We start from the raw sequence: 26,546 nt of genomic DNA, 5'->3' as shown, positions 1-26,546 counted from the left end.
GAATTCCCCCTGCGGATGCTAAGCAGTTTACAAATGAAGTATTACGTATACAACGTACTACTCTTTAGTAAACTGTGGTCCGTTTGGGAGACGATGTGTACAAGCAACTAACAAAATCATCATATGGTTACTCATAGGTACCGCCTCCTTCATCATTTTTCCATATATTACTCAAAATACGTTTTCATGTCAAACTTTATTTTACTTGGTCCCACCGAGTCCACATTTCAACCGGATTCACTTCATAGACCCCATCTTCCCGGTACATAAAGTGGTGCATAATAAATTCCCGACGCAAAGTCGCAAAATCTTCATGATATGTCTTAATGAAATCATTAATTTCTTTCTCTTCATATTTTTTTCCTTGATCAAGCTGCTCTACCATATGCTGAAGCACAATCAATTTTTTCTTATACTGGGCAGGAATCGATCTAAGCTTACCGTCTTTACTGAAAAAATTACGCATTACCGAATCCTTTAACTTCTGGCTCTGATCCATTTTTTCCATTTCAATCTCTCCTTTAAAAATAAAGTGTAAGGATGCTTCGGCATGCTGCTGAATGAAGTAGGGATATAAGCTAAAATAAACTATATTCTTATCTCGCCGTTCTTTAATAAGACCTGCTCCTCTTAACTTCGCTGCGTGATGTGTAACGGTAGGCTGTGACAAGTTAAGTCGCTTTGCAAGCTGTTGCCCGTTCATTTCCTCATGAGATAAGAGCAGTAACATACGCATTCTTGTCGGGTCAGCCAGTGCCTTATGGTAGTTCACAATTTTATCGAGTTGCATTAAATATCCCTCCTTTTCTATTTAGAAAATCATCTAATTAGATGTTAGTCTAATCCCAATTTATTGTCAATTCATATTCCTGACACCTGTTTACTGGCAATCAAATGATGAATACGATAGGATAATAATACCTATGTTTATCCATGAAGTATGGAGAGATAATGTTTAAAGGAGGAAATTTGCTTTATGAAAAAAGATGTAATTATCATTGGAGGAGGCCCCTGCGGTCTTTCTGCTGCTATTGAATGTAAAAAGCTCGGCCTGTCTGCACACATCATTGAAAAATATAATGTCGTTCAGTCCATTTACCTGTATCCAACGAATATGCAATTCTTCAGCACGGCAGAGCTGCTTGAAATTGGGAATGTGCCCTTCAGTTCGCCTAATGACAAACCCTATCGTTATGAAGCACTTGCCTATTACCGTAAAGTTGCTTCGCATTATGATTTAGATATGTCTTTATATGAAGAAGCTTATGCTATTGAACCTTCTGCTGAAGGAGGGTTTCACGTCAAAACGAAGAATCGCAAAGATGAAACCGCAATTTATGAGGCACAACATGTAGTTGTTGCCACTGGATATTTTGATCATCCTAATTACCTCGGTATCCCGGGTGAAGAGATGGATAAAGTAACTCATTACTTCCGGGAAGCCCATCCTTATGCACGCACAAAAGTCACCATTATTGGCGGCAGTAATTCAGCTGTTGATGCTGCTCTTGAACTGGCCCGAGTGGATGCTGATATTGACATGGTCTACCGTGGAAACAGTATATCCGAGCATATCAAACCATGGGTGCGTCCCGTTTTTGAAGGGATGGTTGCTAAAGGGAAAATAAAACTTCATCTTTCTTCAAGAGTGACCGAAATACATGAAAATCACGTGGTGGTTACGCCTAATGAAGGTATTCCTTTCGAGCTTGCCAATGATTTTGTACTCGCCATGACAGGGTTCCGTCCAGATCGCAAGTTACTCACCTCTATTGGGGTTACGATGTCTGAGGATATGGACAAGCCTCTCTTTAACCCAGAAACAATGGAGAGCAGTGTTCCTGGAATTTACATAGCGGGTGTTATTGCTTCGGGACGAAATGCCAATGAAGTATTTATCGAGTCTGGAAGATGGCATGGTAAGCTCATCGCAGAACATATTAAATCTAAAGCTGCCGATGTGGTTAAGGAAGGATGAAAACAATGGATGTCACTTCCCTTTTGCTGTTAGCCTTTGCAGCTCTCGGGATTATCAGCAGTAATACCCCGATTACAATTGCCGTGGTTGTTCTTCTGCTTATCCGGGTAACCGGTATGCAGCAAGCTTTTCCGTGGCTTGAGAAGTACGGTCTGACCATTGGCATTATCATACTTACGATTGGCGTCATGGCTCCTCTGGCCAGCGGGAAGATCAGCCTGGATACGCTGGGCTCCACTTTTCTAAACTGGAAGTCACTTCTTGCCATTGCTATTGGTATGCTAGTAGCCTACCTTGGCGGCCGTGGCGCCAGCCTAATGAGTGGGCAACCTACCGTTGTGGCTGGACTGCTTATTGGAACCGTGCTTGGTGTCGCTCTGTTTAGAGGCGTCCCTGTGGGTCCGCTCATTGCTGCGGGGATCTTATCCTTACTGATTGGTAAATCCTAATACAGCACGAATAGACCATCTCTTTTATCCAAAGGGATGGTCTTTTGTTATGCTCCCCCCGCTGTTAAGCTATATAGCTAAAGTGATATATGGTATACTCATAACAATTGACAAAAACAAGAAAAATACATCGCAGCAGCAGGAGGATTACCCAAATGCCACGAACACTGGTTACGGAAGCCGTGATGATCGCTATATATGGTCAGTTACTGGCGCCATCAGCGCCTGTTGAATATCTGTTACCTTATACCACGGTGGTGGAATTATACGAATTACAAACAAGCCTCGATCCGCTTATGGAATCGAAACATGAGGATCAGCATGTAAAGAAAAAAATAAGTCAGCTGCTTCAATACTTTGAAGAACCGCTTAATCAGAAAAAAATACGGAGAGCCCTTCAAGTTCCTTGGGCGCTAAGTTCACCCATACTGCTAAGTGATCTAGTTTCCATACGTATCGTGAACGCCCTCGATACCGCTGCGCTAGGTGATTCCTTTGATCCCATTGAGACAGAACTGCTTCTTACCTCCCAGCGCTTTAAAACTCCGCTTCTGACAGATCAAGTCGAATGGATTTCACGAATTCTTGAAGCAAAGGTGCCTGTTCAAATTTATGATATTGATGATTTTGAATATGCTGTCGAAAATAACGACTTTACGGAATCTTGACTTTTTATTTGGTTTACAGCACAAGAATAGCCTCCCCTGCTGACACAGGAGAGGCTATTTTTGTGTACTCATAGCCGAGAAAGCATCATACTTGTAACTGGACAAAGCTCTGGAGTTTCCTCTTTTGCAAAAAAGCGCAAAGGCCCTTCTTTGACAGCCCCGTAATCTAGTTCCGAAGAGAGCAGGCCTTGCGCAGAATAAACTGCAATCAGATCATACTCTTCGTCTCCAGTAGCAAACGTTCGCTTCAGTTCTGGACCAGACAGCAGTGATTCGAGCTTCATGCCTTCCGCTCTAAGTCCTGTTTCTTCCCATAACTCACGCAGCGCAGTCTCTTCTAATATCTCGCCAGGTTTCATGTTGCCAAGAGGTATGCACCATAAACCATCGTCAGCACGCTGTTGAAGTAAAATTTTACCCTGTTTGTTCAAGACGACAACTGCAGCTTTTACTGCAATCAAGGATCTTTTCATTACAAATTGCCCAAGATCTCCTTTTTTGGAATTCACGAGGACCTCCCTCCTTGTCTGTAAGCTACAAGCAATTAAGTGACTTCAACTTCGTTATTCTGTTTCGTATCGGTACAAGATATCATCTTCTGCTTCCACATAGGTTACATCCAAACGGTGACCCTTCAAATACCAGTAGTCTTGCTCTTCCATAAAGAAAGTGATGCCTGAAACTTCTGTTCGGTCAATCGGTTCTTCGGGTTGTTCTACAGCTATGCCGAGTGAGAAGCCCGGATGTAGACCTCCGCCAGAGCTGTACCGAGCAAAAAATCGAATGGCTTCGCCATCTGTTATTCCAAGCTCTTTCTTGTACCATTCTGCCGCTGCTTCCGTTACGTGTATGCTCATCGTTATGTCAACTCCTCATCGTTTGTTTTTATATTATCATATTGATTCCCTTCAAGTCATACTTAAGCCGTATGAATGATGTATAAAATAGAGAACAATTTTTGAAACACCCAACATATGTAATTTATTTGAAATTGTTTGACATATAATTTGTCAGATGGTAATATTTTTTTCAGACGATTCCTCGGTTAGAATTAATTACCAATTGGAGAAAGGATGATTCCGATGTTTAGAATTATGGACGAATTATTTACAGCCAGACAACTGAATACGGAGCAGCCTCTCCTTACGATTGGGATTAATTCTGAACAGTGATAAATGTATCTCACGACTTTTACATCTGTTTTTCACATCCAATCATTAGCGACTTCTGCTCACGCATGTGACATTTGCTGCGTATGAACCTGAATATAGGAAGGCATACCGTTTAGCGAACGGTATGCCTTTTTTGTGGTTTATAAGATTGCGCTAAGACCCTGAATCGTAACAAAACGTAATCGCGAGTTCATTTTAGAAAGGATGAGATTCCCTTGTTCGCAGTACTTAAAAATTTAAGCTGGTATTTTAAACAGGAACGAAAGCGATATATCGTTGGTTTGATGCTGCTCATTCTAGTTGGCATTGCTGAACTGCTCCCGCCAAGGCTGATCGGGCATGCAATTGATGACATTGTCACCGGTTCCATTACCTGGCCCGCCCTCACTCGGTATATTTTACTTATTCTTGGTATTATTCTGGCGATCTACTTTATTACATATGTTTGGATGCACAAGCTATTTGGAGGAGCAAACCTCGTTGAAAAATTACTTAGATCAAGATTCATGAGCCACTTGCTTCGCATGACCCCGCCATTCTTTGAACGAAATCGCACAGGCGATTTGATGGCAAGATCTACTAACGATCTTCGCTCTGTTGCTCAAACCGCAGGATTTGGAATGCTGACCTTAACCGACTCAACGGCCTATTTAACGACAGTACTCTTCGCAATGGGATTTCTGATCAGCTGGAAACTCACGCTCGCCGCTACCCTGCCTCTTCCTTTTATCGCCATAGCCATGATGATCTATGGAAAAAAAGTGCATGAGCGCTACTCTCTTGCTCAAGATGCTTTTGGAAAAATGAATGACCAAGTCCTTGAATCTGTAGCAGGTGTACGTGTTATTCGGGCCTATGTACAAGAACGACATGATGAAGAACGATTTAATGAGATTACAGATGATGTATATCGTAAAAATTTAGCTGTTGCTAAAATGGATGCTTTATTCGAACCTACCATACGACTATTCGTTGGACTCAGTTATATTATCGGTCTTGGCTTTGGAATCTACCTTGTTTTTCGAAATGAAATTACACTTGGAGAGCTTGTGTCTTTTAATATGTATCTTGGAATGATGATCTGGCCGATGTTTGCCATTGGGGAACTGATCAATGTCATGCAGCGAGGTAATGCCTCCCTTGACCGGGTAAATGAAACACTACATATGGCTCCCGATGTGCAAGATCCTGCTAAACCGGTACATGTAAATACACCTCAACGCATTCAAATGAAAGACCTGAACTTCCGTTATCCAACCTCAACTGTCCCTAATTTGACCAACATTAACCTTGATATTCATCAAGGCCAGACGCTTGGTGTGGTCGGAAGAACAGGAAGCGGGAAATCCACCTTACTCAAACAACTTCTTCATGAATATCCTTCTGGTTCTGGAGATCTTTTAATTAACGATACCAAGATGGATGACATCGCAAAAGACCAACTTCACAGCTGGATCGGATATGTTCCTCAAGAACAGATTTTATTCTCAAAAACCGTACGTGAAAACATCCAGTTTGGTAAACCTCACGCTAATGAAGAAATGATTATGGAGGCGATTCGCACCGCGGCGTTTGACGGAGATTTGGGTACGCTTTCCGATGGTCTAGAAACGCTCGTTGGTGAAAAAGGAATTGCTTTATCAGGGGGCCAAAAACAGCGGGTGTCTCTCGCAAGGGCATTCATCTCAGACCCCGACATTCTTATTCTTGATGATGCCTTATCCGCGGTGGATGCACGTACAGAAGCAAAAATCATAACCAATATTCGAGAACAGAGATCCGGCAAAACGACGCTCATCTCAACCCATCGATTATCTGCAGTAGAACATGCCGACCATATCATCGTTCTTGAACAAGGGAAGATTGTTGAACAAGGTACGCATGAACAACTTCTGAACCAAGATGGTTGGTATAAAGAACAATACGTACGACAACAAGTCGAATCCACACTCACTCGTTAAGGAGGTGTCTTCCATATGAATTATACAAAAAACGTAACTAAGAGATTATTTGCCTATGCACTCAAATCGAAAGGTACCTTCATTGCCGCACTTATTATGTTATCGATCGGGGTTGCTGCTGACCTTACTGCTCCGTTTATTGCCAAAAATATGATTGATAATCACGTTCTCTCTATCGAACAACCTTACTTTGAGTCAGAACAAGGTCAGGATGCAGTTCTATATCATGGAAAGCATTACAAACGGTATGATCGATTTCATGAAGGAGAAACACAAGGTGAAGAAATTCGTATCTTACAAAGCGGACGCTCTTTTTATCTAGTAAATGAACCCGTCACCATAGAAAGCGGGAATTCTACTTATGAAAATGGAGTCCTCACCGTAACACGAGGGGAACAGAGCGCGTCTTATAAGGCATCTCCTCTATCGGTAGATGAGCTGTTCGCTTTCTACAAGCCAGAGCTTCCAGGCATTTATAAGCTAGTCGGACTCTATTTTATATTTCTAGTGATCGCAATCATTATGGATTTTGGAAAAACGTACTGGCTGCAATCTTCAGCAAATAAAGTCATTCAGCGGCTTCGCACAGATGTATACGCTCATATTCAAAGACTTCCTGTTCATTATTTTGATAATTTACCAGCAGGGAAAGTCGTATCTCGAATTACGAATGATACAGAAGCAGTGAAAGATTTGTTTGTCGCCGTGCTTTCTAATTTTTTCTCTGGAATTATCACCATGATCGGGGTTTATATTGCTCTCTTCATTTTAGATGTAAAGTTAGGGCTCATTTCCTTGTTTGTTGTTCCTCTACTCGTGCTGTGGATGGTCCTATATCGTAAAATTGCAACCAAATATAATACAATTATTCGTTCGAGACTAAGTGAAATCAATGCCATGATTAATGAATCTATTCAAGGGATGTCCATTATTCGTATATTCCGGCGTCAGAAGAAAACATATGAGGAATTTGAAGCATTAAACGAAGATTACATGAATCATCAGAACAAAATGCTTAATCTAAACGCATTCACCACTCATAACCTGGTAAACGTACTTCGTAACCTTGCATTTGCCATTGTTCTTCTCTATTTCGGTGCAGGTTCAATAGACGGATCAAGCCTCATCTCTCTTGGTGTACTATACGCATTCGTTGATGTACTAAGCCGTTTATTCCAGCCGGTTACAGGAATGGTGAATCAGCTGGCTAATCTGGATTCTTCGATGGTGTCAGCAGGTCGTGTCTTCGAACTCATGGATGAGACCGGCGAACAAGTCACAGACGGTTCTATGCCAAGATATCTTGGCAATGTAGAATTTAAAGACGTTTCCTTCGCTTATAACAGGGATTATGTGCTCAAAAATATATCTTTTGAAGCGAAACAAGGAGAAACTGTTGCGCTAGTTGGTCATACGGGATCAGGAAAAAGTTCAATTATCAATCTATTGTTTCGTTTTTATGATCCGCAAAAAGGTACGATTACGATTGACGGTCAGGATGTCAGAGATCTTCCTAAACAATGGATTAGAGAACATATGGGCATCGTACTACAAGATCCTTATCTTTTTACGGGTACCATTGCGTCCAATGTCAGCTTAAATGATAAGAAAATTTCTCGAGATACCATTGAAAAGGCCCTGCGGGATGTGGGTGCTGAACAGTTACTCTCTCATCTTCCGCAAGGTTTTGACGAGCCTGTCGTAGAGAAAGGAAGTACCTTGTCCGCTGGTCAGCGTCAATTGATTTCTTTTGCAAGGGCGCTGGCTTATGATCCTGCTATTCTGATCCTGGATGAAGCAACGGCTAATATCGATACAGAAACAGAAGCTATCATCCAAAGTGCGCTGGAAGTTCTGAAAAAAGGGAGAACGACTTTTATCATAGCCCATCGTCTCTCTACGATTCGCAGCAGTGATCAGATATTAGTTCTTCACCAAGGGCAGATTGCGGAGCGCGGTAATCATGATGAACTAATGGCGCTTGGCGGACGATACTATCAGATGTATCAACTGCAACAAGGGAATATACTCGCTGATTCCACTGTTACAGATCAAGTAAATCATCCAGCTCTAGTGCAGACATCTTCCCAGCATTAATCCATAACCAATACACAAACTCACATAAAAAACCCTCTTATAAAATCGGTTGCTTACTGAGCAATCACAATTTTGCAAGAGGGTTTTTGCTATTCCTTTGAATTTCCATTTCTATCAGCCGAATCGCTGTCTTCTCATTCCTCATTGATTAACTCTTGATCCGTCTCCTCTTCGAGTTCAAGCTGATTAATCAGAACTTGAGTGTAATGCAGTAGTTTATACTCTAGCTTTTGCGCTTGGTCTTTAAATTCAATAAGCTCATCAATCATCTGAGAACGACCTTCGGGAGTGAAGGTTTCTAATATTCGTTCCTTAAAATAATCATGCACAATATAATTTCGTTTTTTCCATATATTATTTAATAGGATACTTTCCTCTTCTGAGAAATCAAAATTATGCTGTATTTCGTGAACCAGTTGACCTAAGGAACTTCCTAATTTCTTATAATATAAGTTCGTAAGTTCCTCTTCCGGGCTAATCTTTCCTTGCGTCAGCTTCATTAGCACCAGCAAATTGACGAGTTGTTGTTCTAGGGCTTGTGAGTAGTATACCGCCAAACCGTAATAAGAGAACAATTCCTTCGAATGTTCACTATCCAGCAGCCGATGCTCATGCATAAGATGTCTCTCCTTTATACTTTCTTATGCCTATGTTACTAGGAATGTTGTGGTAAAATCAACCAAAATCTGATTTCATTGGAGAGATTTCATCCATTTTCTGCACTGGTATGATAATCGTGATATTTGTTCCGATCCCCAGCTGACTATAAATCGTTACACCGTACTCTTCACCAAAAGACAACTGAATTCGTTCATGGACATTACATATTCCATACCCTTTTGGTTTTATTCTATCTTTTTTAAGCAACGATTGTGCATGCTGAGACTTCATACCAATCCCATCATCTATGATCTGAAATATGATCTTGTCCTCTCTCTGTTCCCCTATGATACGGATATAAATTCGATCTCCACACCAAGCATGCTCTAATGCGTTCTCAATAAAAGGCTGTAAAATCAGCTTTATTGTCTCATATCCTAATATCTCAGGATCAATATCAAAATCCACCTCCATACGATCACCGTATTTTACCTTCTGAATATCCAGATAAGCCTTTACTTGTTCAAGTTCTTTATAAATAGAAATGATGGTCTGGCCGTCATTTAAGGTCAGTCGGTAAAATTTAGCTAAATTCATGACCATCTCATGTTGCTGCTCCACTCTTCCGAACTTCGCTAACCTGCTGATCGAAGAAAGTGTGTTATATAAAAAATGGGGATTAATCTGAGCTTGAAGCGACTCGAGTTCGGCCTGCTTTTTTTTCAGATTCGTTTCATATACTTCTCCAATTAAGTGCTCCGTTTGCTCCCCCATTTTATTAAGCGCATCTGCAATTAATGTAAATTCATCTGTTCCTTTATAATGAATTCGTTTGTGGTAGTCCCCCTGCTGAAACATAACAAGTACGGAAATTAGCTTGCCAAATCTTTTCGATATATATCTAGAGAAATAGGCGGCTACTGCACTGATTAATACTATGAACAAAAAGCAGATCGAAAGCGTAAGCTGGGTAACTTTCTGTACTCCTTTTTCCAAAATCCCTTGAGGGACATAGGCAGTGATTGACCAGTCAAGCTCCGGTATCTCCTCATGAATAATCAGTTCACTTGAAGCACTCTCATTGCGCTTGACAGAATGACCTTCTGCATTCAGCTCACTTGAATTGTACATTTTTTGGCCATTATGATCGACAACCTCTATCCTACTGCCCGGGCCGATTTTATTATAATCCATACTTTCAAACAATTCAGATAGGTAGATACTGCCGCGAATAAAACCAATTTCTTTCAAATCAAGCGGATCTAGTGTATTCACTAACCTTCGAAGTAACGAAATTCGTTCAAACTGTTTATCATCATCCACTTGAGACCATTTCATTGTCTTACCATACTTTTCAGGCGGAAAATTTCGATACCAATCCTCAAATTGAATCCGATTAACATGATATACATCAAAATATTTACCTTTCACCTTCAGTAAATCTACCGGTCCAGCATCATAATATACTTCGGGTAAGTTCAGGTCCCGTAAATAAATAGACAACCATAATTTTTGGTTCGTTGATTCAACCGCTTGCCTAAATTTCGGAAGAAGCGTCGTCGATGTTTTCTCATAACTAATCCAGCCTTCTTCTGAACTCCTAAGACTCAGTGCAAGCGCCTCATCGTAGTAAAGCATATCTGATATTCTTTCGGTATCCCTTAATTTATAGCTGACATTATCTCTCATCTGGGCAAGTGTTCCCTGTAAATTGGTGATGGTTTGTGTCCGCATGGAATCAACCAGAATAGAGTTAGCGGTATATCCCAAAATCACGACCGGGAGAATAATGAAGACGAGATAAGAAATAAATAATTTCCAACCAAAAGGTATAAATTTCATCCTCGGGTTCATCCGTTTATACATAGAGCCAGCCTCATTCTTTCTTATGCTTTTCTACGATATTCAATAGGAGTCATACCATATGTTTCTTTGAATTGTCTGCTGAAATAAGGCATATACCGATATCCGACGCGATCAGCTACCTCATATACTTTGATTTTTGGATCTTTCAATAAATCCCTGGCCTTCTCCATACGCAGGGTAATAATATACTCATTGTAACTTTTCCCCGTCTCTTCCTTGAAAATCGCTCCTAAATAATTTGGAGAAAAGGACAGCACGTCCGCAACCTCGCGGAGAGTCACATTCAGATGTAAGTGTTCTTCTATATAATGGATAGCCCGCCCGATTACCTTAGCATGTTTCTTCTGCTTGAACTTCGGGTGATTCTCTATGTCGAATAGATTCAATAAATGATCAGTCAACCAAGAGAGGAGCTCACTTTTCGTTTGATTTTTTTTGATTTTCTCTACTTCATTCTCGCTCAGAGGAATAAAACCGATAGGGTAATTCAATTGAGTACTGACGTAATAATCGATACGTATAAGTAAATACAGCACGATAAAATGTAGTTGAGATTTAACATTTTCACCATGAGCTATTCCAAGCATCTCTTTAAGTTCTTCCTGTACCATAACTCGGTCACAAGCAAGCAGATAGGAAACCAAGCAATCCAGCGGTTTATCAAAAATAAGTGCTTTGGCATCCGTCGTAAGACGGTATATATCTGCATGTTGTTCACTTTTATGAGCTACGCGTGTTTCAATTAGATGATACTCGATCGATTTGATCGCTGCCTGACTAAATACCAAGTCCATTTCTTCACGAAAAAGTTTTTCATTCAGTTCATTCGTTATTTTTTGAAGGACGGCAATCAATTCCTTATCATCCATTGGTTTGAGCACATAACTATAGGCTTGTAAGGACAAAGCTTCCTTAACATAGGCAAAGTCCTGGTATCCGCTTACAAAAATCAATTTTAAATCTGGACGCAGATCAAGACCTTTACGTGCCAGCTCCATTCCTGACATTCCAGGCATATGTACATCTGTAACTAAAATATCGACATGTTTTGTTTCCAGCACTTCCAGAGCTTCAAACCCATTATTTACGGCTCCCGTCACTTCAAGCCCTATTTCCGTCCAAGGAATAAATTGACGCATTCCTTCGAGATCTAAAATCTCATCATCTGCAATCAGTACTTGATACATATTGTCACTCCCTTGTAGAGAATTCACAATAAATGAATGATAAACGCAAAGCACCGGTCTTCAGAAGAACGGTGCCCGTTTACCATATTATACTCCACTTTATTGAAACCTGAGAGAACTAAGATGTATTATTTTCCAGAAATTTTAGCGATATTATCTTGCCATTTTTTTGTTTTGTAAGCAAGCAACTTTTCATATCCGATAGACACAGCATTTTCTTGAGCTTTATCCAGGATAGATAATACTTCCTCATCACTCTTCGCATAAAGCGCTTTTGCTCTTGCTTCTGTAAAAATCTCATTCAATTGTTGCTGAATAATTCCTTCTTCAGACTCAGGCATTGCCGTAAGGTTAATATACTCTGTCGCATCGAACTGTGTTTTCCAAGTAACTTCGGATTGATATTTTGTCTCCCAGTTTTGCTGATCTGCTGGAAGGGATTGTTCAAACTTCATTTTCGCATTATCAACAAAAACGGTATTTCCATTCCACTGAAGGTTAACTGTAGCATCCATCATTTTGTTACGTCCTTCTACATCTGTTACATAAGCATCCGTAAATTTCGGAGCCCCATCCTCATCTGTCCCATCCCAGTATTTCCCTTCAGGTCCCCACATAATAACACGTTGGCCTTCAGGAGATGTATACCAATCAAGGAAAGCAAAGATTTTTTCTGGATCTTTCGCGCTTTTTGTAATCACACTTACGTTCCAACCAAGACTGTTATACGTACCCGCCCAGATCTTGTTTTTGTCGAGACCCTCTTTATGCACAGGCCATATCATAAAGTAACCATCATTGGGATCTTTTTTCTTCAGCTCAATATCACCCACAGCACCATACTCTGTCGGACTTGCTCCTGCTGCTACTGCAACGCGCCCTGTATACACTTTTTCCTTGATTTGATCTTTTGTTTGAGTAAGTGCATCTTGTGCCATTAATTTTTCACGAAACAATTTGCTTGCATATTGCGTTGATTCTCTAAATACTGGATCAAGGAAAATAGAAGTCAGCTGATTATCTTTTGGTACGGCTCTTTCCTTAACAAAGACGGGAGGATGATCTTCGCCAAAGGAGCCGTAAAGAACATCTAGTCCTTGTCCGTCTACCGCAAGATCCGGTTCGAATGGAACTACATTCGGATATTTTGCTTTCACTTGTACAAGGTAGTTATACAAGTCTTCTGTTGTTTCGAGTGTTGGCTCATCCAGCTCTGTATACATCTTCTTGTTAACTAAGTATCCCGCATTACCGTTGGGCTGCGAGGTATACCAATTCGGAAATTGATATAATTTGCCGTCACTGGAGCGAAGCATATTTAACGTTTCTTCACCAGCCCACTCTTTCAGGTTCGGATATCTATCAAGATAATCGTCAAATGGGACAAGTGCTCCCGCTTCACGCAGACGCTCCACATCCGCATTACGGTCCATCCAGATGACATCAGGAAGTTCAGAAGCAGCAATCATCGTGTTTAGTTTTTGAGCTGCATTTCCCCCGGAATTAATCGCAGATACATTCACCTTTTTATTGTCTTTAATCCATCTACTTGCTTCGTCCCCGCCCCACTGCGGCATGGTGTACCAATCATAATGACCATAGAAAGTGAAGTTCAAGTCTTCTTTTCCCAGTTCAAATGAAGTGGATTCTACGTTTTCTTTTGGCGGAGCAGGTTCTGTTTCCGGTGTAACAGCGGTTCCTCCATTACTACTCGAACATCCTGCAATTCCAATGGCTGATGCAAGCAGTGCAGCTAGCAAGGTGCTAGTTCCCTTGTTTCTTTTTTTCCACATCTTCATAACCCTCCCCTTAATATGTCTGGCAAAACAATCTATGGTCCAAAGTCAAATGACTGTAACCACCTATTCTTTCAGCGAGCCAACCAGTACACCCTTCACAAAATACTTTTGCACAAAAGGATATACGGCAATGATCGGAAGCGTAGCAACCATCATCGTGGCCATAGAAAGCGACTTTGTGGTAACACTTCGCATACGAGACATACGGGCTTGTGCAGCAGAGTCTAACTGCGACATCTGTTCACTCATAATATTGGAATTCAGTATCTGTTGGAGCATGGACTGGATTGGTAATAAATTTTCATTGTTAATGTAAATACTCGGTAAGAACCATTCATTCCAGTGAAAGATTGCCGTGAATAGAGACAAAGTCGCTATAACAGGACCGGAGAGCGGGAGGACAATACGGAAAAAAGTTTTAAAATGACCACACCCATCAATTTGCGCAGATTCAAGCAACCCATCCGGTAATCCACGAAAGAAAGTTCGGAAAATAATCATATTCCATACACTGATCAACGTCGGGATAATGAACACCCAGAAAGAATCCATCAGACCAAGACTCCGTGTTACTAAAAATGAAGGAATCAAACCACCGCTGAAGTACATCGTTACGATAAAGAAGACCATATAATATTTCCGGCCGATGAGGTCCTGTTTTGACATCGCAAACGCAAGCATCGCTGTAAATAAAACGGAAAATAAAGTGCCGATGACTGTTCTCATGATCGTTATGTAAAATCCATTTAATATCCGGCTGTCTTGGAATACAATGCTGTAGTTCTCGAATGTCCACTCCCGGGGCCAAAAGGTTATACCTCCGAGAGCCGTATCCATCCCTTCATTAAAAGAGACCACCAGTGCATTCCAGAAAGGATAGAATGTAGAGAATCCTAGTAAAATAAGAAGAGTGTAGATGATAAACATCATCAATCGATCATTCAAACTTCGGTGTTTCATCTAGATGCCCCCCCTTGTGACATATCTCCTTTTTGCACGATGAATCCTACCATAAGCTGTTCCCCGATCTGCGTGCGATATAGTTAGCTGCCGTAAGGAGAGTTACACTGATCACCGCTTTAAAAAGCCCAGCAGCTGTAGCGTAAGAAAAACGCTGATTCTCTATACCAATTCGGTAAACATAGGTGTCAATAACGTCGGAAACTTCTCGGAGAACCGGGTTTGATCCAAGCAACAAGATGTCTTCGAATCCTGCATTTAATAAGTTACCAATCGCAAGGATAAAGAAGATAATAATTACGGGCATTATGGAAGGTATCGTAATAAACGAAATTTGTTTTAGTCGACTTGCCCCGTCCATCTCCGCCGCTTCATATAGACTTGGGTTAATTCCTGCGATCGCTGCTAAGTATACTATTGAGTTAAAACCTATTTCTTTCCACACATTTGTACTCACAAGAATCGTCCAGAAATATTCAGCTGTACCAAGGAATCCAATAGGTTCATCAATGACACGCAGAGACAGCAGTAAAATATTTAAGCTGCCGTTATCCGTTGAGAGAATTGACATTGCAAATCCTGCAACAATAACCCAAGACAGAAAATGCGGTAAATAACTAATGGTCTGAATCACTCGTTTAAATGCCATCTGTTTAACTTCATTTAACATCAATGCTAGAATGATAGGAGCAGGAAAACCAATGATTAATTTCAACGCACTAATGACAAGCGTATTTCTCATAATGGTCCAGAATTCTGGTGCGTTAAAGAACATCTCAAAATGTTTAAATCCTACCCAAGGGCTTGCCCAAAATCCATCAAAGATACTGTAATCCTGAAAGGCCATCAGCACACCATACATCGGTATATAGCTAAATATGAATACAATAAGCAACGCCGGGATCACCATAAGCTGGAGCTCCCATTGTTTCCATAACCGAACCGCTAGACCTCTTGTTTTTTTGCGTTCCATAACTCTAGTGTCCGTAGAGATCTGTGACATTGTTCCCCCTCCTCTTGCTTATATTGTAAAACCTTCTTGGAGAGGAAACTATATATGTAATTAACGAAATTTGATAAAAATCAATGATAATGTTAGTAATCGTAACACAAAGCAGCGTTTTTTTTATTTAAAAAAATAATTCTGTATAGTTAGCGCTTACATTTATGATTAAAAAAAGATGTAAGCGCTATAACGTAACATCTCTTTTTTTAGAAGATAGATAAACATAACATGAACCTAAGATAACAGCGTATATAATGGAATAAAGCCCCAAACCTAACACAGGCCAAATCGAGTCAGGTGTGAGCATCTGCTGAATAAGTGGTAATACCGGAGGTAAAACCCAGCTGATAAACTGGACGGAATCAGGCAGGATTGCTATGAATTGTGTATGCAGTACGCCAGTAATAGACCATAAAACAAGGAGATTTAATCCATAATTCAACTGAGGAATCATACTTCGCTGGGTTAGCAGTGCTAAAGACGATCCTAAAATCCCAAGCGTAAAATGCCCGCTAATTGCTGTAACCCATTCATTCACATTCGGATAACCTTGAAACATCACTGTAACCACCGGATAGAGGATGGCGATGACTGCTAAAATGAAGGTCACTGTGATTGCAGATAACCATTCGGATAAATAATATTTCCACCTATTTGGAGAATGGGTAAGTGTAACTGCCCGCTGATCAGGGCTTTCTGCATGATATAAACTTCTTCCTACCCAGCAAGAAATGAAAAAGAGAAAGATTGCCGTTATACTGTAACTATCAGCAATTGGATTCGGCTTATAGGAATACAATAACATCGTAATGAAAACGTATAGAATACAAGGTACAAAATAAGCATTTGATCGCAGATAGGTACGTAGAAGATACGTTATATTAGGTAAAATCAACTTTTCCCCCTCCTTTCAAAACCATTTATTTTTCTTCTTTGGTCACGGATTGTATCGATCCGCCTTGTGCTAGAATATGTGCCAGTAACAGATCGCTGTGGCTGGAGTGCATGATAATCGTTAATTCGGGTTCAGCTTCTTTTTTTGACTGTGTACTTTGTATACTAAGTTCAATGATGCCTTCAGCGGTAGAGAGGAGTTTGGCTTCTGCTTCAGAAAGATTGGTAACGCGAACTAGGGTGGTATCTATGGTCACTATTTCTTCAGGCTGCAGCAGTCGTATCAATTTTCCTCTTTGCATTTCTGCTACGCGGTCTGCAAGTTCGCTTACAATGTATGGTTCATGACTCGCACATACTAGGGTCGTCTTTGTTTTCTTGTACTCTAATAGTAATTGAATCAGATTCCGCTGAGAGTTCCGATCTAATCCAGACAAAGGTTCATCGAGCAGCAGAAGCTCTGGATCCCCGAGCAAGCTTTGCATGATATTTACCTTCTGTCTCATCCCCTTTGAATAAGAAGCAATCTGCTCATTTTTATCCTCTATAAGTCCAAATAATTCAAACCACTTGTCCGTTTGATACTGAATTTCCTTTTTACTGAGACCTTGCATGAGTCCCATGGCAAGTAAATATTCCATCGCTGTAAAATTTGTTACGGGTAGACGATCAATCGCATATCCTGTTTTTCTGTTTAATGTTTTTTTAGTGCCACCGTTTTTTTTCCTTAGTACTTCGCCTTCCGTTGGGTAGATTAACCCCGCAAGTAATCGAAGGAGGGTCGTTTTGCCTGATCCATTATCCCCCATCAGCACAAGACACTCTCCCTGATGAATTTGCAGAGAAACATCCGAGATTACAACTTTCTCTCCATACCTCTTGGATACTCGATCTAATTGAATGAACATGATCTCTCCTCCCCTCTCCTGACTGAACAACAATCATTTACATACGTTCCGGTGTTTCCACTCCGAGCAAGGTGAGAATCTGATGAATCCGTTCACCTGACACTTGTGCTAAAAGAAGTTTATACTCCAGTTCTTGCGGTTCACCGTCCAGGATACGTTCATGATGATAGAAGCGATTGAATAATTGAGCCGTATCAATAACATACCTCGCGAGTATGGAAGGTTCTTTTAAACAGACTGCTTTTTCAAGATAATCCGGGTATCTGGAGAGATGCTTTAACAAATTCCAAGCCGCATCACTGATTGATATTTTATCTAACGATATAAAGGACCTTGTATTGCCCCCCGGAACGTTCTCCGCTGCTTTTGTAAGCAGGCTTTGGATTCTCGCATACGTATATTGCACATACGGGCCTGTTTCTCCTTCAAAACTAAGCGCCTCTTTGAGTGAGAAATTTATTTCATTTAACCGATGGTTTTTGAGATCTCCAAATACAATGGCTCCGATCCCTACTTGCTCTGCTACCTCTTCTGCATTTGGCAGATTGGGATTCTTTGAATCGATAATTTCACGTGCCCGCTGAACAGCCTCATCTAGAACCTCCTCTAGAAAAATGACTTTTCCTCGTCTCGTGGACATTTTGCGCCCTTCAAATTTCATTAGACCAAACGGAACATGGATGCAGTCTTCGGCCCAAGGCTCGCCCAACTTGCGCAGAACGGCGATGACCTGCTGAAAATGAAGCTTTTGCTCTGCACCTACTACATAGAGGATTTCATCTGCGCCCATTACTTCACGGCGATAATATGCTGTTGCGAGATCTCTTGTCGGATAAATCGTCGTTCCATCCTGCTTAATAATAAGACATGGGGGCAATCCTTCCTCTTCCAGCGGGACAACGAGCGCTTCATCGCTTTCGATAAGAAGACCAGACTCCTGGAGCTTTGTCACCATTCCCTCCGTTCTATCAATATAGAAACTTTCGCCAAGAACATGGTCAAAGTCTACACCAAGACGCTTATACATTCGTTCAAATTCCTGCATACTGATCTTAACAAAATAATTCCACAACCTAGTGGCTTCCTCATCACCTTGTTCTAATTTACGAAACCATTCTCTTGCTTCTTGGCCGAGCGTTTGATCATGCTCTTCTTCATCATGAAACTTCACATAGAGGTTAAGTGATTCTTTTATGGGCTCTTTGGCCAGTTTCTCATCATCCCCCCATCTTTTATAAGCAGCAATTTGTTTACCAAATTGGGTTCCCCAATCTCCAAGGTGATTTACATTCTCTACGCTGTATCCTGCGATTTCGTACATTCTATATAGAGCAGCACCAATTACTGTTGAACGAAGATGGCCTATTCCAAAAGGTTTAGCTATGTTAGGAGAAGACATATCAATGACTACTTTTTTCCCTTCTCCTATCGTAAGCTTCCCAAAGTCCGGATGACTTAACTGAGCGAATATCGCTTCGGCAGCCGTACTCCGCTGAAAAAAGAAATTAACATAGGGACCCGCTGCCTCCGCGGTTACCTCGGATTCTTGAATGGAAGCTGCTAGCTCGGTAGCTATATCCGCGGGTGATTTTCTCAGAGACTTAGCCAGCAAAAAACAGGGAAAGGCAACGTCCCCCATTTCAGGATGGGGCGGCTGTTCTAACATAGGGACGATCTCTTGTGCTGTCATATCTATATGCAATTCTAAAATCCCAGCTATCTTTTTTGTTAACATCCTTACTACACTCCTTTATAATTAGATATCAAAAAAAGCCCTCATCTCTGTTTATCAGAGACGAGAGCTATCATTCCCGCGGTACCACTCTTTGTGAATAGATTAAAGGCGACTCGCTTCTGTGAAAACATAACGAATGGCATCTATTCCCCTTATATGCGGTTAACGTCCGCAATCACCGAATATGCCTACTGCGATTTCGGCATACCATCTCCCAAGTGCGTTTCATACCAGATCCTCTATACCGGCTTCCACCATCCCGGTTCGCTATCCATACGGTGTCCTGGATTACTCTCTTGATCATCGATTGTATAATTTTGTAATATTATATATTTAGTTCTTCTAAAGTGCAACTTTTTTTGAGGAATTATTTTTTTTGCTATGGGCTCTATTGCCTCAATGGTTGTTGCTTTGGCGAAGTAAAATGGTCATCAACCGGATAATCATGTTAATTTCACGAAATCTTTGAATATTTCTTCTTCCTCTATGAATGGATTATGATTTGAGTTTTTAAAAATCGTCAATTTAGCATCAGGTATTAATGTTGCTATTTCAATACCATATTCAACCGGACATTGTGCATCAAATTTTCCTGCAAACACATAGACCGGAATATGTACCTCTTTTAATTGTTCACGCAGGTCAAAGTTTTTAACTTCTACTTTTCTAAAATAATCAAGACTTCTCCCAATAATTCGTCCACTATTTGGAAGTGTTAATGCTTGCTTTAGTTTTTCCTCGGAATGATACGACATTAAAGCCCATTCGTAGTTCAATTTTTTACGTTCTTCTTGTAAAGTATTTGGGTTGTTAAGTAACTCCATAATTTCAATAATCCGCTGAAAATTCTCGTTTTTTGAACAGTACATGCTTCTTGGATGGCTAGCGTATTCGTTACTTGCAGCGGTACATCCAGCGATTACTTTTATCAGCGAATGGGGTGCTTCAATGGCATATTGTAGTGCAAGCATTCCTCCCGTTGAATGACCTGCAAAAGACCATTTTTCAAATCCTAACGCTTCTCTAATCGCTTCTAAATCTTTAACCATTTCTTTTAAACTTAATTGGCTATCGTTTTCAACTTCAGCTGATTTCCCCGCTCCCCTTACATTTATCAAATACACCTTATATCGTTCTGTAAATGGACTCGCAAACAAATTTCCGCGATCATCAAAAGCCATATAGAAATGCGTAACTGCTATTGGTTCTCCTTCTCCACAGATAAAATACTCGAATCTTCCTCTGCTTGTCTCAACATAGGTTTCTTCCCACATGACAGCGAATTCCTTTCCTAGTTCCTACGTCTTTAAGTTATGTTAGAGACAAGTTTATAGTAATTAAATATAAACGGATAGTAAAATTTCACAGAAACCCACAAAAAAAGCAGAATAAGGATCTGACTCCTTCTTCTGCTTTTTCTCTTCCGTGCTCACATATTAAAGGAAACAACACATCATACAGCTATGCTCACTGTCGAGCAGATCTCTGCACATCGGCGGCATGCTTCTGCACTGCTTTGGCAATGTGTATGTTCAAATTTCTCGCTTTCATTGGCACATTGCTCACAAGCTTTTACGACAAGAGCCAAAATCTCTTGTTCGAATACCGTTCCACGGCTAAGCGCTGCTGCTGCAAAACTGCAGATTTCCGCTGCTTCTTTATTATATTTCATGCTTTCACATAGGGAAGCTAAATCATATTCTTTTAAGCTGGATACATAGCATTTATTACACGCGTTCATTGCTTCAATACATGCTGCAATTTTGGTTTGTTTTTCAATCTCTAAGTTTGTCAATGTCATTATGATATACCTCCGTGTATTCGCTATTTGTTCTTCTATTACCCGAAGAACGGATACGCTAATCAATATGCAATGACAATACTTATGATTCGACTTTTTATGTTATATTTTTCATTCCGCGGTTTCTTCATTCGTTTCCAGCTGCCGTAATGACTGCTCTATCTCTGTTTTTGAGAAATGTTCTCCGATAAAAACACCTACATCTTCTAAACGATCGCTGCTTCGAAGCTTCGTGAAGTCGGCTTCGCGATAAGCGAACTGGAACAAAAATCGACTGTTGGTATCCGAAAAAGTAACAATTCCTTTTGCACGGTAAATATCTCTTGGCAACTGCTTTAGCCATGACTCGAACTGTACACTATTAATGGGTTTTGAGAAATAATGCGTATAGGCCATTACATGATCATGTGAATGAGTGCGATTAGATTCTGAACTCTCATGATTCTCCTCTTCTGCAGATACAGAACGGTGATCGGCAGACACTCCAGGGAGTTCATTCTCTCTTAAGATCGCAGTAGGGGGAGTGGCACAGTAGTTCGTTAGATGAATCTCAGCATGCGGATTCCACCTGCGTAAACATTCTACCAGCTCCTGACGTTCCTCTTCCGTGACAAGGTCAATTTTGTTCAGCAGCAATTGAGAAGCAGCGCGAATCTGCTCTTGCATCAATCGGAACGTTTTTCCCTTCTGCTTCCTGTACGTATCGAGCAAGTGAATACTGTCTACAACAGAGATTAATTCCCGGATCTGAAGTTTCACATATAAGGACGTATCTGCAATCCCGTCTAAAATTTCTACGGGATTCGCGGCTCCCGTTGCTTCAATCACAATCACATCGGGAGATGAAATCTGTACCAACTCCACGAGCTGTGGAGCAAGGTCACCCCGTACAGAACAACAAATACATCCTCCGAGTATTTCAGCCATGCTTACATCTTTGCCAATGATTTCACCGTCTAGGTTAACCTCCCCCAGCTCATTCATTACAACGGCAGGGGTCATCCCTTTACTTTTCCAATACGCAAGCAGCTTCACGAGTAATGTTGTTTTTCCACTTCCTAAAAACCCAGATAAAATATATACAGGTATGGTCTTATTATTCGTTGTTAGCTCGGATATCATCTTTCCTACTTCCTTCCCATCTGGTGCATTCTCTTTTTACTCATAGAGTAAATCATTTTCTTGTTAATCACTAAGTAGCTGCTTCTTCTCTCTTTGTAATACGGACAAATATTCGCTTCGTTTGCGTCTGATGAAGTAATCGTCTAAAGTAGATTCATATCTTGAATTTGGAGGATTGATCTTTATGAATTCTGTCGAAGAGCACAAACAGGAGGCGCCATCGAGTGTAAACTGTATGGTCATTACGGTATCGGATACGCGTACCTTAGATACAGATACCGGCGGACAGCTCATGCAGGAACTTCTTCTTACAAACGGCTACGCTGTTGTCGATTATATCATTATCCCGGATGAGACGGCTACTATACAGTCCGTGATTCATCAAGCGGTAATGAGAGATGATATCGAAGCTATCTTATTAACTGGGGGAACGGGAATTTCACCGCGTGACAATACGTACGAAGCAGTACACTCTTTGCTCGACAAGGAACTTCCCGGATTCGGGGAAATATTCCGATACCTTAGTTTTACTGAGGATATCGGCACAGCTGCTATTCTAAGCAGAGCGGTTGCGGGTACAATCGGTTCGAAAGCTGTATTTTCTATGCCAGGGTCGAGAGGTGCAGTCAAGCTCGCCATTACCCGAATTATTGCTCCAGAATTGCGTCATATTATGCGAGAGATATATAAAAATAGTTAACAAATTTAAATACAGGAATAGTTAATGATTTGAAATATATAAGCAGTTAACGAATTAAAATATAAAAACAAGGCAACTGTCGCTAGCATCCGTTGCCTTGTTTGTTTACTAGATGTAGAAGCGAGCTTAGCTCACTTGTATATCTCTTTTTTATCGTACTCTGTTAATCTTCTTATTCTATGACATCTATGACAACTTCACAACAGTACGTCCTACCGCTTTGCCATCCAAGATTCGATTTAATGTGGCAGGCAATTCTTGCAGCGATATTTCATTTACACCCAGTTGCAGCGCCGATTTGGGTTTCCATTCTTTACCAAGATGTTTCCAAAGCTGAGCACGTCGATCAGCTGGGCAATATACAGAATCAATACCGATGAGCTGTACCCCGCGTAAAATAAATGGAATGACACTGGATTCAAACTGATAACCGCCTGTCATACCAGAGAGAGCCACGCCTCCCCCGTATTTCACAGATCCAAGCACACTCTGCAGCATTTTGCCTCCTACAGGATCGACTACCCCTGCATAACGTTCGGCTGATAGAGGACCTTTTCCCGTCTCATAAGCTTCTTCTCGCGTAATTACCTGCGTTGCTCCAAGCTTCTGAAGTAGTTCCTCTTCCTGTTCTTTCTTCCCTGTACTTGCGGTTACTTCAAAGCCAAGGGCTGACAGAATGGAAATTGCCATACTTCCAACACCCCCGCTCGCACCAGCTACAAGAACCGGACCGGAATTTTGGTTTATACCTGTCCGCAGGAGACTCTCTACTGACATCGCTGCCGTAAATCCTGCTGTACCAATCGCCATCGCTTCTTTCGTTGTTAAACCCTCAGGAAGAGGTACCAGCCAATCTCCAGGCACTTTCGCATAAGGACTATAACCGCCAAAGTGTTTCACACCCAGTTCATAACCTGTGGCGAGTACCTTATCTCCTTTTTTGAATCTATCGTCCGATGACTGAGTAACAGTCCCTGCGAGATCGATCCCTGGAATAACCGGATATCCACGAACGACTTTTCCTTCTTCTATGCTAGCTAGTCCATCTTTATAATTGACACTGGAGTACTCTACTTTAACGGTAACATCTGCCTCAGGTAAGTCAGCTAATGTGACGGTTTCCAGTCCTGCCCGAAACCCATTGTCATCCTTACGAACCATATATGCTTGAAACGTCTGTTTGTTTACTTCGCCCATTTCTTCATCTCTCCTCTTGATCTATTTACCCATCTCATACTTGCACCATTGTTGCATAACTTACTATCATTTTCCATGAGTTATATAACAAAAATATTTAATAAAATTACCCTATATATAAGGTGAGAAACGCAGGGACAGAATTCTACTTCTCTAGGACTAAGTCCATAGTATTTTGACGAGAAATGCCAGCTGGTGCGCTTTCCCGAGAAATAATGATTCAGAGAAATGAAGTGAATATTTCCCGGGTAAAATTCACAGAGTGTTCTTCAATTGAAAAAGGCCGCCTTTACGGCGACCTTTGACCTTTTTCATAAATTAATTTCACTTGAATCATATCAAAATTCATTGAAATCGATTCATCTAAGAATGATTTAGTAAGACTTATTTAGGAATGGATATAGTCCGCAATCATTTTTTGTTTTAAATTCCAAGCAGCTGGGCTAATGTTCACCCGGTAGATTTCCGGATTCAGCTTACGCAAGTATTCCGGCCAGAACATATTAATTTGCTCCCGGTGATATTCGCGAATTTGTTCTAGTGTAGGAAGTTCGTAGACTTTCTTACCTTCCACAAATATAGGCTCAAGCATAGTAACCACATCGTAATTTTTAATCGTCTTTTTCATGTAAGGATGTACAGGATTAAATAATTGCAAGGGTTCTTTCTGCTTAGGCTGCTCATCATCAGGGTAGCAGATATAATCAGCGATGGCTTTTTTCGTTTTAGGGTCTACAAGCCGGTACACTTCTTTTTTGCCGGGAGTTGTTACCTTCTCGGGATTTGCAGAAATTTTGATTGTCGGCTGCATGCCCTCTTCTACTTCACGTTCTACTAATTTATAGACGCCGCCAAGGGAAGGCTGATCTGCTGCTGTAATGAGCTGGGTACCTACGCCCCAAGTATCAATCTGTGCTCCTTGAGCTTTTAGGTTGAAGATGGTGTGTTCGTCCAGATCATTAGAAGCCACAATTTTAACATATGGAAAACCGGCTTCATCAAGCATTTTTCTTGCCTGAATAGATAGGTAAGCAAGGTCACCGCTATCGAGCCGAATCGCATTCATTTTCTTCCCTTGGGCTTCCAGTTTCTTTGCTGTCTCAATGGCATGAGGCACACCGCTTCCAAGGGTATCAAACGTATCGACGAGGAGTGTAACCTGGTCTGGCATTACTTTAGCATAGGCATCAAATGCCTCCTGCTCACTTTCAAAACTTTGCACCCAAGAATGTGCATGCGTACCTGCTGTTGGAATACCAAACTGCTCTCCAGCAAGCATGTTCGACGTCGCATCAAAACCTGCTACATAAGCAGCACGTGCTCCCCATATTGCCGCATCCGCTTCTTGTGCTCTTCTTGTCCCAAACTCTAGTAATGTATTGTTGCCGGCAACTTGTTTAATTCGAGAAGCTTTGGTAGCGATCAGTGTTTGATAGTTCATAAAGTTTAAGATCGCAGTCTCAACAAGCTGGGCTTCCATAATATTTCCTTCGACGCGCACTAGCGGTTCATCCGGAAATACGAGTGCTCCTTCTTTCATTGCATAAATCGTGCCTTGGAAAGTAAACTGCAGCAATTCTTCAAGAAATGCTGGATCATAATTTTCCTCCTGGCTGGATAAATACGTAATGTCCTCCATTGTGAACTTGAGGTTACTAATATAATGTACGATCCGTTCAAGTCCTGCAAAAACGGCGTAACCATTTTTAAAAGGCAACTTGCGGAAATAAGCCTCAAATACGGCTTTGCGTTTGTGAGTTCCATTCACCCAATGCGCATACATCATATTAATTTGATATTTATCCGTATGTAATGCCAGGCTTGTGGTTTGCATCTGTCTCATCCTCTCAGGCCTCTTGTGAAGCCACAAACAATTTCATTGGTATGATTTACTCGGTATGCTTCCTCACAGTTGCTCCGAGACTATTCTTAAAATGTCCAAGTGCCCATACATGACCCTCTGCATTAAAGCTTGCAGTAGCATCCTCATATACTGTGATGGAAAAACCTTTGTTGTATGCATCAACTGCGGTATGAAGTACACAAATATCAGTGCACACGCCAATCAAATGAACTTCGGTAATTCCGCGTTCACGCAGTTTCATCTCAAGATCCGTGCCCGCAAAGGCACTGTATCGTGTTTTATCCATATAATAAATGGATTCTTTATTGTCTTCATATAATGTGCCGAGTTTGCCGTATAGTTCTCTTCCGGTTGTATTTCGAATATTATGGGGTGGAAATAACGAAGTTTCAGGATGAAAGTCATCTTTCTCATCATGCAAATCAACAGCCATTACCACATAATCATGATGATTTATAAACTGTTTTGTAATGTCCACAACTTTTTCCTCAATCGCGATTGCGGGTTCCCCTACGGGTAAATTACCTTCCACAAAATCATTTGTGTAGTCAATGACAATCAAAGCTTTCATCCTTATCACTC

Annotated in this window: 24 protein-coding genes and 1 other annotated feature; of the genes, 6 read left to right on the top strand and 18 right to left on the bottom strand. The window is 41.0% G+C overall.

What is annotated here, in order from left to right; all coding sequences use genetic code 11:
* Positions 1–196: 196 nt before the first annotated feature.
* Positions 197–790, bottom strand: a complete 594-nt coding sequence (locus QPK24_RS09465; protein ID WP_285748158.1) for a DUF2087 domain-containing protein — start codon at positions 788–790, stop codon at positions 197–199.
* Positions 791–976: 186 nt separating this feature from the next.
* Here QPK24_RS09465 and QPK24_RS09460 point away from each other — a divergent pair, with 186 nt between their 5' ends.
* From QPK24_RS09460 to QPK24_RS09450, 3 genes are all read left to right on the top strand, one after another.
* Positions 977–1,978, top strand: a complete 1,002-nt coding sequence (locus QPK24_RS09460; RefSeq protein WP_285748156.1) for a YpdA family putative bacillithiol disulfide reductase — start codon at positions 977–979, stop codon at positions 1,976–1,978.
* Positions 1,979–1,983: 5 nt separating this feature from the next.
* On the top strand, positions 1,984–2,427 hold the full coding sequence (locus tag QPK24_RS09455) for a DUF441 domain-containing protein (RefSeq protein WP_285749224.1): 444 nt from the start codon (positions 1,984–1,986) through the stop codon (positions 2,425–2,427).
* Positions 2,428–2,582: 155 nt separating this feature from the next.
* Positions 2,583–3,095, top strand: a complete 513-nt coding sequence (locus tag QPK24_RS09450; RefSeq protein ID WP_285748154.1) for an ADP-heptose synthase — start codon at positions 2,583–2,585, stop codon at positions 3,093–3,095.
* A gap of 68 nt (positions 3,096–3,163) precedes the next feature.
* On the opposite strand, the gene QPK24_RS09445 is transcribed toward QPK24_RS09450, so the two are convergent.
* Complete coding sequence (locus QPK24_RS09445) at positions 3,164–3,604, bottom strand: NUDIX domain-containing protein (RefSeq protein WP_285748152.1); 441 nt, start codon at positions 3,602–3,604, stop codon at positions 3,164–3,166.
* 54 nt (positions 3,605–3,658) lie between these two features.
* On the bottom strand, positions 3,659–3,952 hold the full coding sequence (locus QPK24_RS09440; RefSeq protein WP_285748150.1) for a HesB/YadR/YfhF family protein: 294 nt from the start codon (positions 3,950–3,952) through the stop codon (positions 3,659–3,661).
* Between the two features lie 530 nt (positions 3,953–4,482).
* On the opposite strand from QPK24_RS09440, the gene QPK24_RS09435 reads away from it, so the two are divergent.
* The gene (locus QPK24_RS09435) at positions 4,483–6,228 is read left to right on the top strand and encodes an ABC transporter ATP-binding protein (protein WP_285748148.1); all 1,746 of its coding nucleotides are present in this window, start codon (positions 4,483–4,485) and stop codon (positions 6,226–6,228) included.
* Between the two features lie 15 nt (positions 6,229–6,243).
* Entirely contained in the window at positions 6,244–8,325 is a 2,082-nt protein-coding gene (locus QPK24_RS09430; protein WP_285748146.1) for an ABC transporter ATP-binding protein, read from the top strand.
* A 134-nt stretch (positions 8,326–8,459) separates the two neighbouring features.
* On the opposite strand, the gene QPK24_RS09425 is transcribed toward QPK24_RS09430, so the two are convergent.
* From QPK24_RS09425 to QPK24_RS09370, 12 genes are all read right to left on the bottom strand, one after another.
* Positions 8,460–8,942, bottom strand: coding sequence for a hypothetical protein (locus QPK24_RS09425; RefSeq protein WP_285748143.1), 483 nt, complete (start codon positions 8,940–8,942; stop codon positions 8,460–8,462).
* Between the two features lie 58 nt (positions 8,943–9,000).
* Positions 9,001–10,767, bottom strand: a complete 1,767-nt coding sequence (locus QPK24_RS09420) for a sensor histidine kinase (RefSeq protein WP_285748142.1) — start codon at positions 10,765–10,767, stop codon at positions 9,001–9,003.
* Positions 10,768–10,811: 44 nt separating this feature from the next.
* Positions 10,812–11,978 carry a response regulator transcription factor gene (locus QPK24_RS09415; RefSeq protein ID WP_285748140.1) on the bottom strand — a complete coding sequence of 389 codons (1,167 nt, stop codon included), beginning with the start codon at positions 11,976–11,978 and terminating at the stop codon, positions 10,812–10,814.
* Positions 11,979–12,106: 128 nt separating this feature from the next.
* Complete coding sequence (locus QPK24_RS09410) at positions 12,107–13,777, bottom strand: extracellular solute-binding protein (RefSeq protein WP_407082971.1); 1,671 nt, start codon at positions 13,775–13,777, stop codon at positions 12,107–12,109.
* 63 nt (positions 13,778–13,840) lie between these two features.
* Positions 13,841–14,737 (bottom strand): carbohydrate ABC transporter permease, encoded by an 897-nt coding sequence (locus QPK24_RS09405; protein ID WP_285748136.1) that lies wholly within the window; start codon positions 14,735–14,737, stop codon positions 13,841–13,843.
* Positions 14,738–14,783: 46 nt separating this feature from the next.
* Entirely contained in the window at positions 14,784–15,740 is a 957-nt protein-coding gene (locus tag QPK24_RS09400; protein ID WP_407082970.1) for an ABC transporter permease, read from the bottom strand.
* Between the two features lie 187 nt (positions 15,741–15,927).
* Positions 15,928–16,638: a hypothetical protein gene (locus tag QPK24_RS09395; protein WP_285748135.1), complete on the bottom strand. Its 711-nt coding sequence runs from the start codon at positions 16,636–16,638 to the stop codon at positions 15,928–15,930.
* Between the two features lie 25 nt (positions 16,639–16,663).
* Entirely contained in the window at positions 16,664–17,545 is an 882-nt protein-coding gene (locus QPK24_RS09390; protein WP_285748134.1) for an ATP-binding cassette domain-containing protein, read from the bottom strand.
* Positions 17,546–17,582: 37 nt separating this feature from the next.
* Positions 17,583–19,280: an arginine--tRNA ligase gene (argS, locus tag QPK24_RS09385; protein ID WP_285748132.1), complete on the bottom strand. Its 1,698-nt coding sequence runs from the start codon at positions 19,278–19,280 to the stop codon at positions 17,583–17,585.
* 53 nt (positions 19,281–19,333) lie between these two features.
* Positions 19,334–19,593: a binding site (T-box leader), on the bottom strand.
* A 130-nt stretch (positions 19,594–19,723) separates the two neighbouring features.
* The gene (locus QPK24_RS09380; RefSeq protein WP_285748131.1) at positions 19,724–20,554 is read right to left on the bottom strand and encodes an alpha/beta fold hydrolase; all 831 of its coding nucleotides are present in this window, start codon (positions 20,552–20,554) and stop codon (positions 19,724–19,726) included.
* 179 nt (positions 20,555–20,733) lie between these two features.
* On the bottom strand, positions 20,734–21,081 hold the full coding sequence (locus QPK24_RS09375) for a four-helix bundle copper-binding protein (RefSeq protein WP_285748129.1): 348 nt from the start codon (positions 21,079–21,081) through the stop codon (positions 20,734–20,736).
* A 111-nt stretch (positions 21,082–21,192) separates the two neighbouring features.
* On the bottom strand, positions 21,193–22,203 hold the full coding sequence (locus QPK24_RS09370) for a CobW family GTP-binding protein (protein WP_285748127.1): 1,011 nt from the start codon (positions 22,201–22,203) through the stop codon (positions 21,193–21,195).
* A 178-nt stretch (positions 22,204–22,381) separates the two neighbouring features.
* On the opposite strand from QPK24_RS09370, the gene QPK24_RS09365 reads away from it, so the two are divergent.
* Positions 22,382–22,903 carry a MogA/MoaB family molybdenum cofactor biosynthesis protein gene (locus QPK24_RS09365; RefSeq protein ID WP_285749220.1) on the top strand — a complete coding sequence of 174 codons (522 nt, stop codon included), beginning with the start codon at positions 22,382–22,384 and terminating at the stop codon, positions 22,901–22,903.
* A gap of 186 nt (positions 22,904–23,089) precedes the next feature.
* On the opposite strand, the gene QPK24_RS09360 is transcribed toward QPK24_RS09365, so the two are convergent.
* The 3 genes from QPK24_RS09360 to QPK24_RS09350 all read right to left on the bottom strand — a co-directional run bounded on the left by QPK24_RS09360 (position 23,090) and on the right by QPK24_RS09350 (position 26,535).
* Positions 23,090–24,100: an acrylyl-CoA reductase family protein gene (locus tag QPK24_RS09360; protein WP_285748125.1), complete on the bottom strand. Its 1,011-nt coding sequence runs from the start codon at positions 24,098–24,100 to the stop codon at positions 23,090–23,092.
* A gap of 388 nt (positions 24,101–24,488) precedes the next feature.
* On the bottom strand, positions 24,489–25,934 hold the full coding sequence (locus QPK24_RS09355; protein WP_285749218.1) for a nicotinate phosphoribosyltransferase: 1,446 nt from the start codon (positions 25,932–25,934) through the stop codon (positions 24,489–24,491).
* Positions 25,935–25,989: 55 nt separating this feature from the next.
* The gene (locus tag QPK24_RS09350) at positions 25,990–26,535 is read right to left on the bottom strand and encodes a cysteine hydrolase family protein (RefSeq protein ID WP_285748123.1); all 546 of its coding nucleotides are present in this window, start codon (positions 26,533–26,535) and stop codon (positions 25,990–25,992) included.
* Positions 26,536–26,546 lie beyond the last annotated feature (11 nt).

It is taken from the genome of Paenibacillus polygoni, assembly GCF_030263935.1.
GTDB lineage: Bacteria > Bacillota > Bacilli > Paenibacillales > Paenibacillaceae > Paenibacillus > Paenibacillus polygoni.
This window is presented reverse-complemented; position numbering and strand designations above follow the sequence as displayed.

What these genes read in the sequence shown, in the direction of transcription:
- QPK24_RS09375 (WP_285748129.1), bottom strand. Translation starts at nt 21,081, where the DNA reads ATGACATTGACAAACTTAGAGATTGAAAAACAAACCAAAATTGCAGCA.
- QPK24_RS09380 (WP_285748131.1), bottom strand. Translation starts at nt 20,554, where the DNA reads ATGTGGGAAGAAACCTATGTTGAGACAAGCAGAGGAAGATTCGAGTAT.
- QPK24_RS09415 (WP_285748140.1), bottom strand. Translation starts at nt 11,978, where the DNA reads ATGTATCAAGTACTGATTGCAGATGATGAGATTTTAGATCTCGAAGGA.
- QPK24_RS09440 (WP_285748150.1), bottom strand. Translation starts at nt 3,952, where the DNA reads ATGAGCATACACGTAACGGAAGCAGCGGCAGAATGGTACAAGAAAGAG.
- QPK24_RS09430 (WP_285748146.1), top strand. Translation starts at nt 6,244, where the DNA reads ATGAATTATACAAAAAACGTAACTAAGAGATTATTTGCCTATGCACTC.
- QPK24_RS09350 (WP_285748123.1), bottom strand. Translation starts at nt 26,535, where the DNA reads ATGAAAGCTTTGATTGTCATTGACTACACAAATGATTTTGTGGAAGGT.
- QPK24_RS09410 (WP_407082971.1), bottom strand. Translation starts at nt 13,777, where the DNA reads ATGAAGATGTGGAAAAAAAGAAACAAGGGAACTAGCACCTTGCTAGCT.
- argS (WP_285748132.1), bottom strand. Translation starts at nt 19,280, where the DNA reads ATGTTAACAAAAAAGATAGCTGGGATTTTAGAATTGCATATAGATATG.
- QPK24_RS09370 (WP_285748127.1), bottom strand. Translation starts at nt 22,203, where the DNA reads ATGATATCCGAGCTAACAACGAATAATAAGACCATACCTGTATATATT.
- QPK24_RS09425 (WP_285748143.1), bottom strand. Translation starts at nt 8,942, where the DNA reads ATGCATGAGCATCGGCTGCTGGATAGTGAACATTCGAAGGAATTGTTC.
- QPK24_RS09465 (WP_285748158.1), bottom strand. Translation starts at nt 790, where the DNA reads ATGCAACTCGATAAAATTGTGAACTACCATAAGGCACTGGCTGACCCG.
- QPK24_RS09405 (WP_285748136.1), bottom strand. Translation starts at nt 14,737, where the DNA reads ATGAAACACCGAAGTTTGAATGATCGATTGATGATGTTTATCATCTAC.
- QPK24_RS09355 (WP_285749218.1), bottom strand. Translation starts at nt 25,934, where the DNA reads ATGCAAACCACAAGCCTGGCATTACATACGGATAAATATCAAATTAAT.
- QPK24_RS09360 (WP_285748125.1), bottom strand. Translation starts at nt 24,100, where the DNA reads ATGGGCGAAGTAAACAAACAGACGTTTCAAGCATATATGGTTCGTAAG.
- QPK24_RS09460 (WP_285748156.1), top strand. Translation starts at nt 977, where the DNA reads ATGAAAAAAGATGTAATTATCATTGGAGGAGGCCCCTGCGGTCTTTCT.
- QPK24_RS09450 (WP_285748154.1), top strand. Translation starts at nt 2,583, where the DNA reads ATGCCACGAACACTGGTTACGGAAGCCGTGATGATCGCTATATATGGT.
- QPK24_RS09455 (WP_285749224.1), top strand. Translation starts at nt 1,984, where the DNA reads ATGGATGTCACTTCCCTTTTGCTGTTAGCCTTTGCAGCTCTCGGGATT.
- QPK24_RS09420 (WP_285748142.1), bottom strand. Translation starts at nt 10,767, where the DNA reads ATGAAATTTATACCTTTTGGTTGGAAATTATTTATTTCTTATCTCGTC.
- QPK24_RS09390 (WP_285748134.1), bottom strand. Translation starts at nt 17,545, where the DNA reads ATGTTCATTCAATTAGATCGAGTATCCAAGAGGTATGGAGAGAAAGTT.
- QPK24_RS09400 (WP_407082970.1), bottom strand. Translation starts at nt 15,740, where the DNA reads ATGTCACAGATCTCTACGGACACTAGAGTTATGGAACGCAAAAAAACA.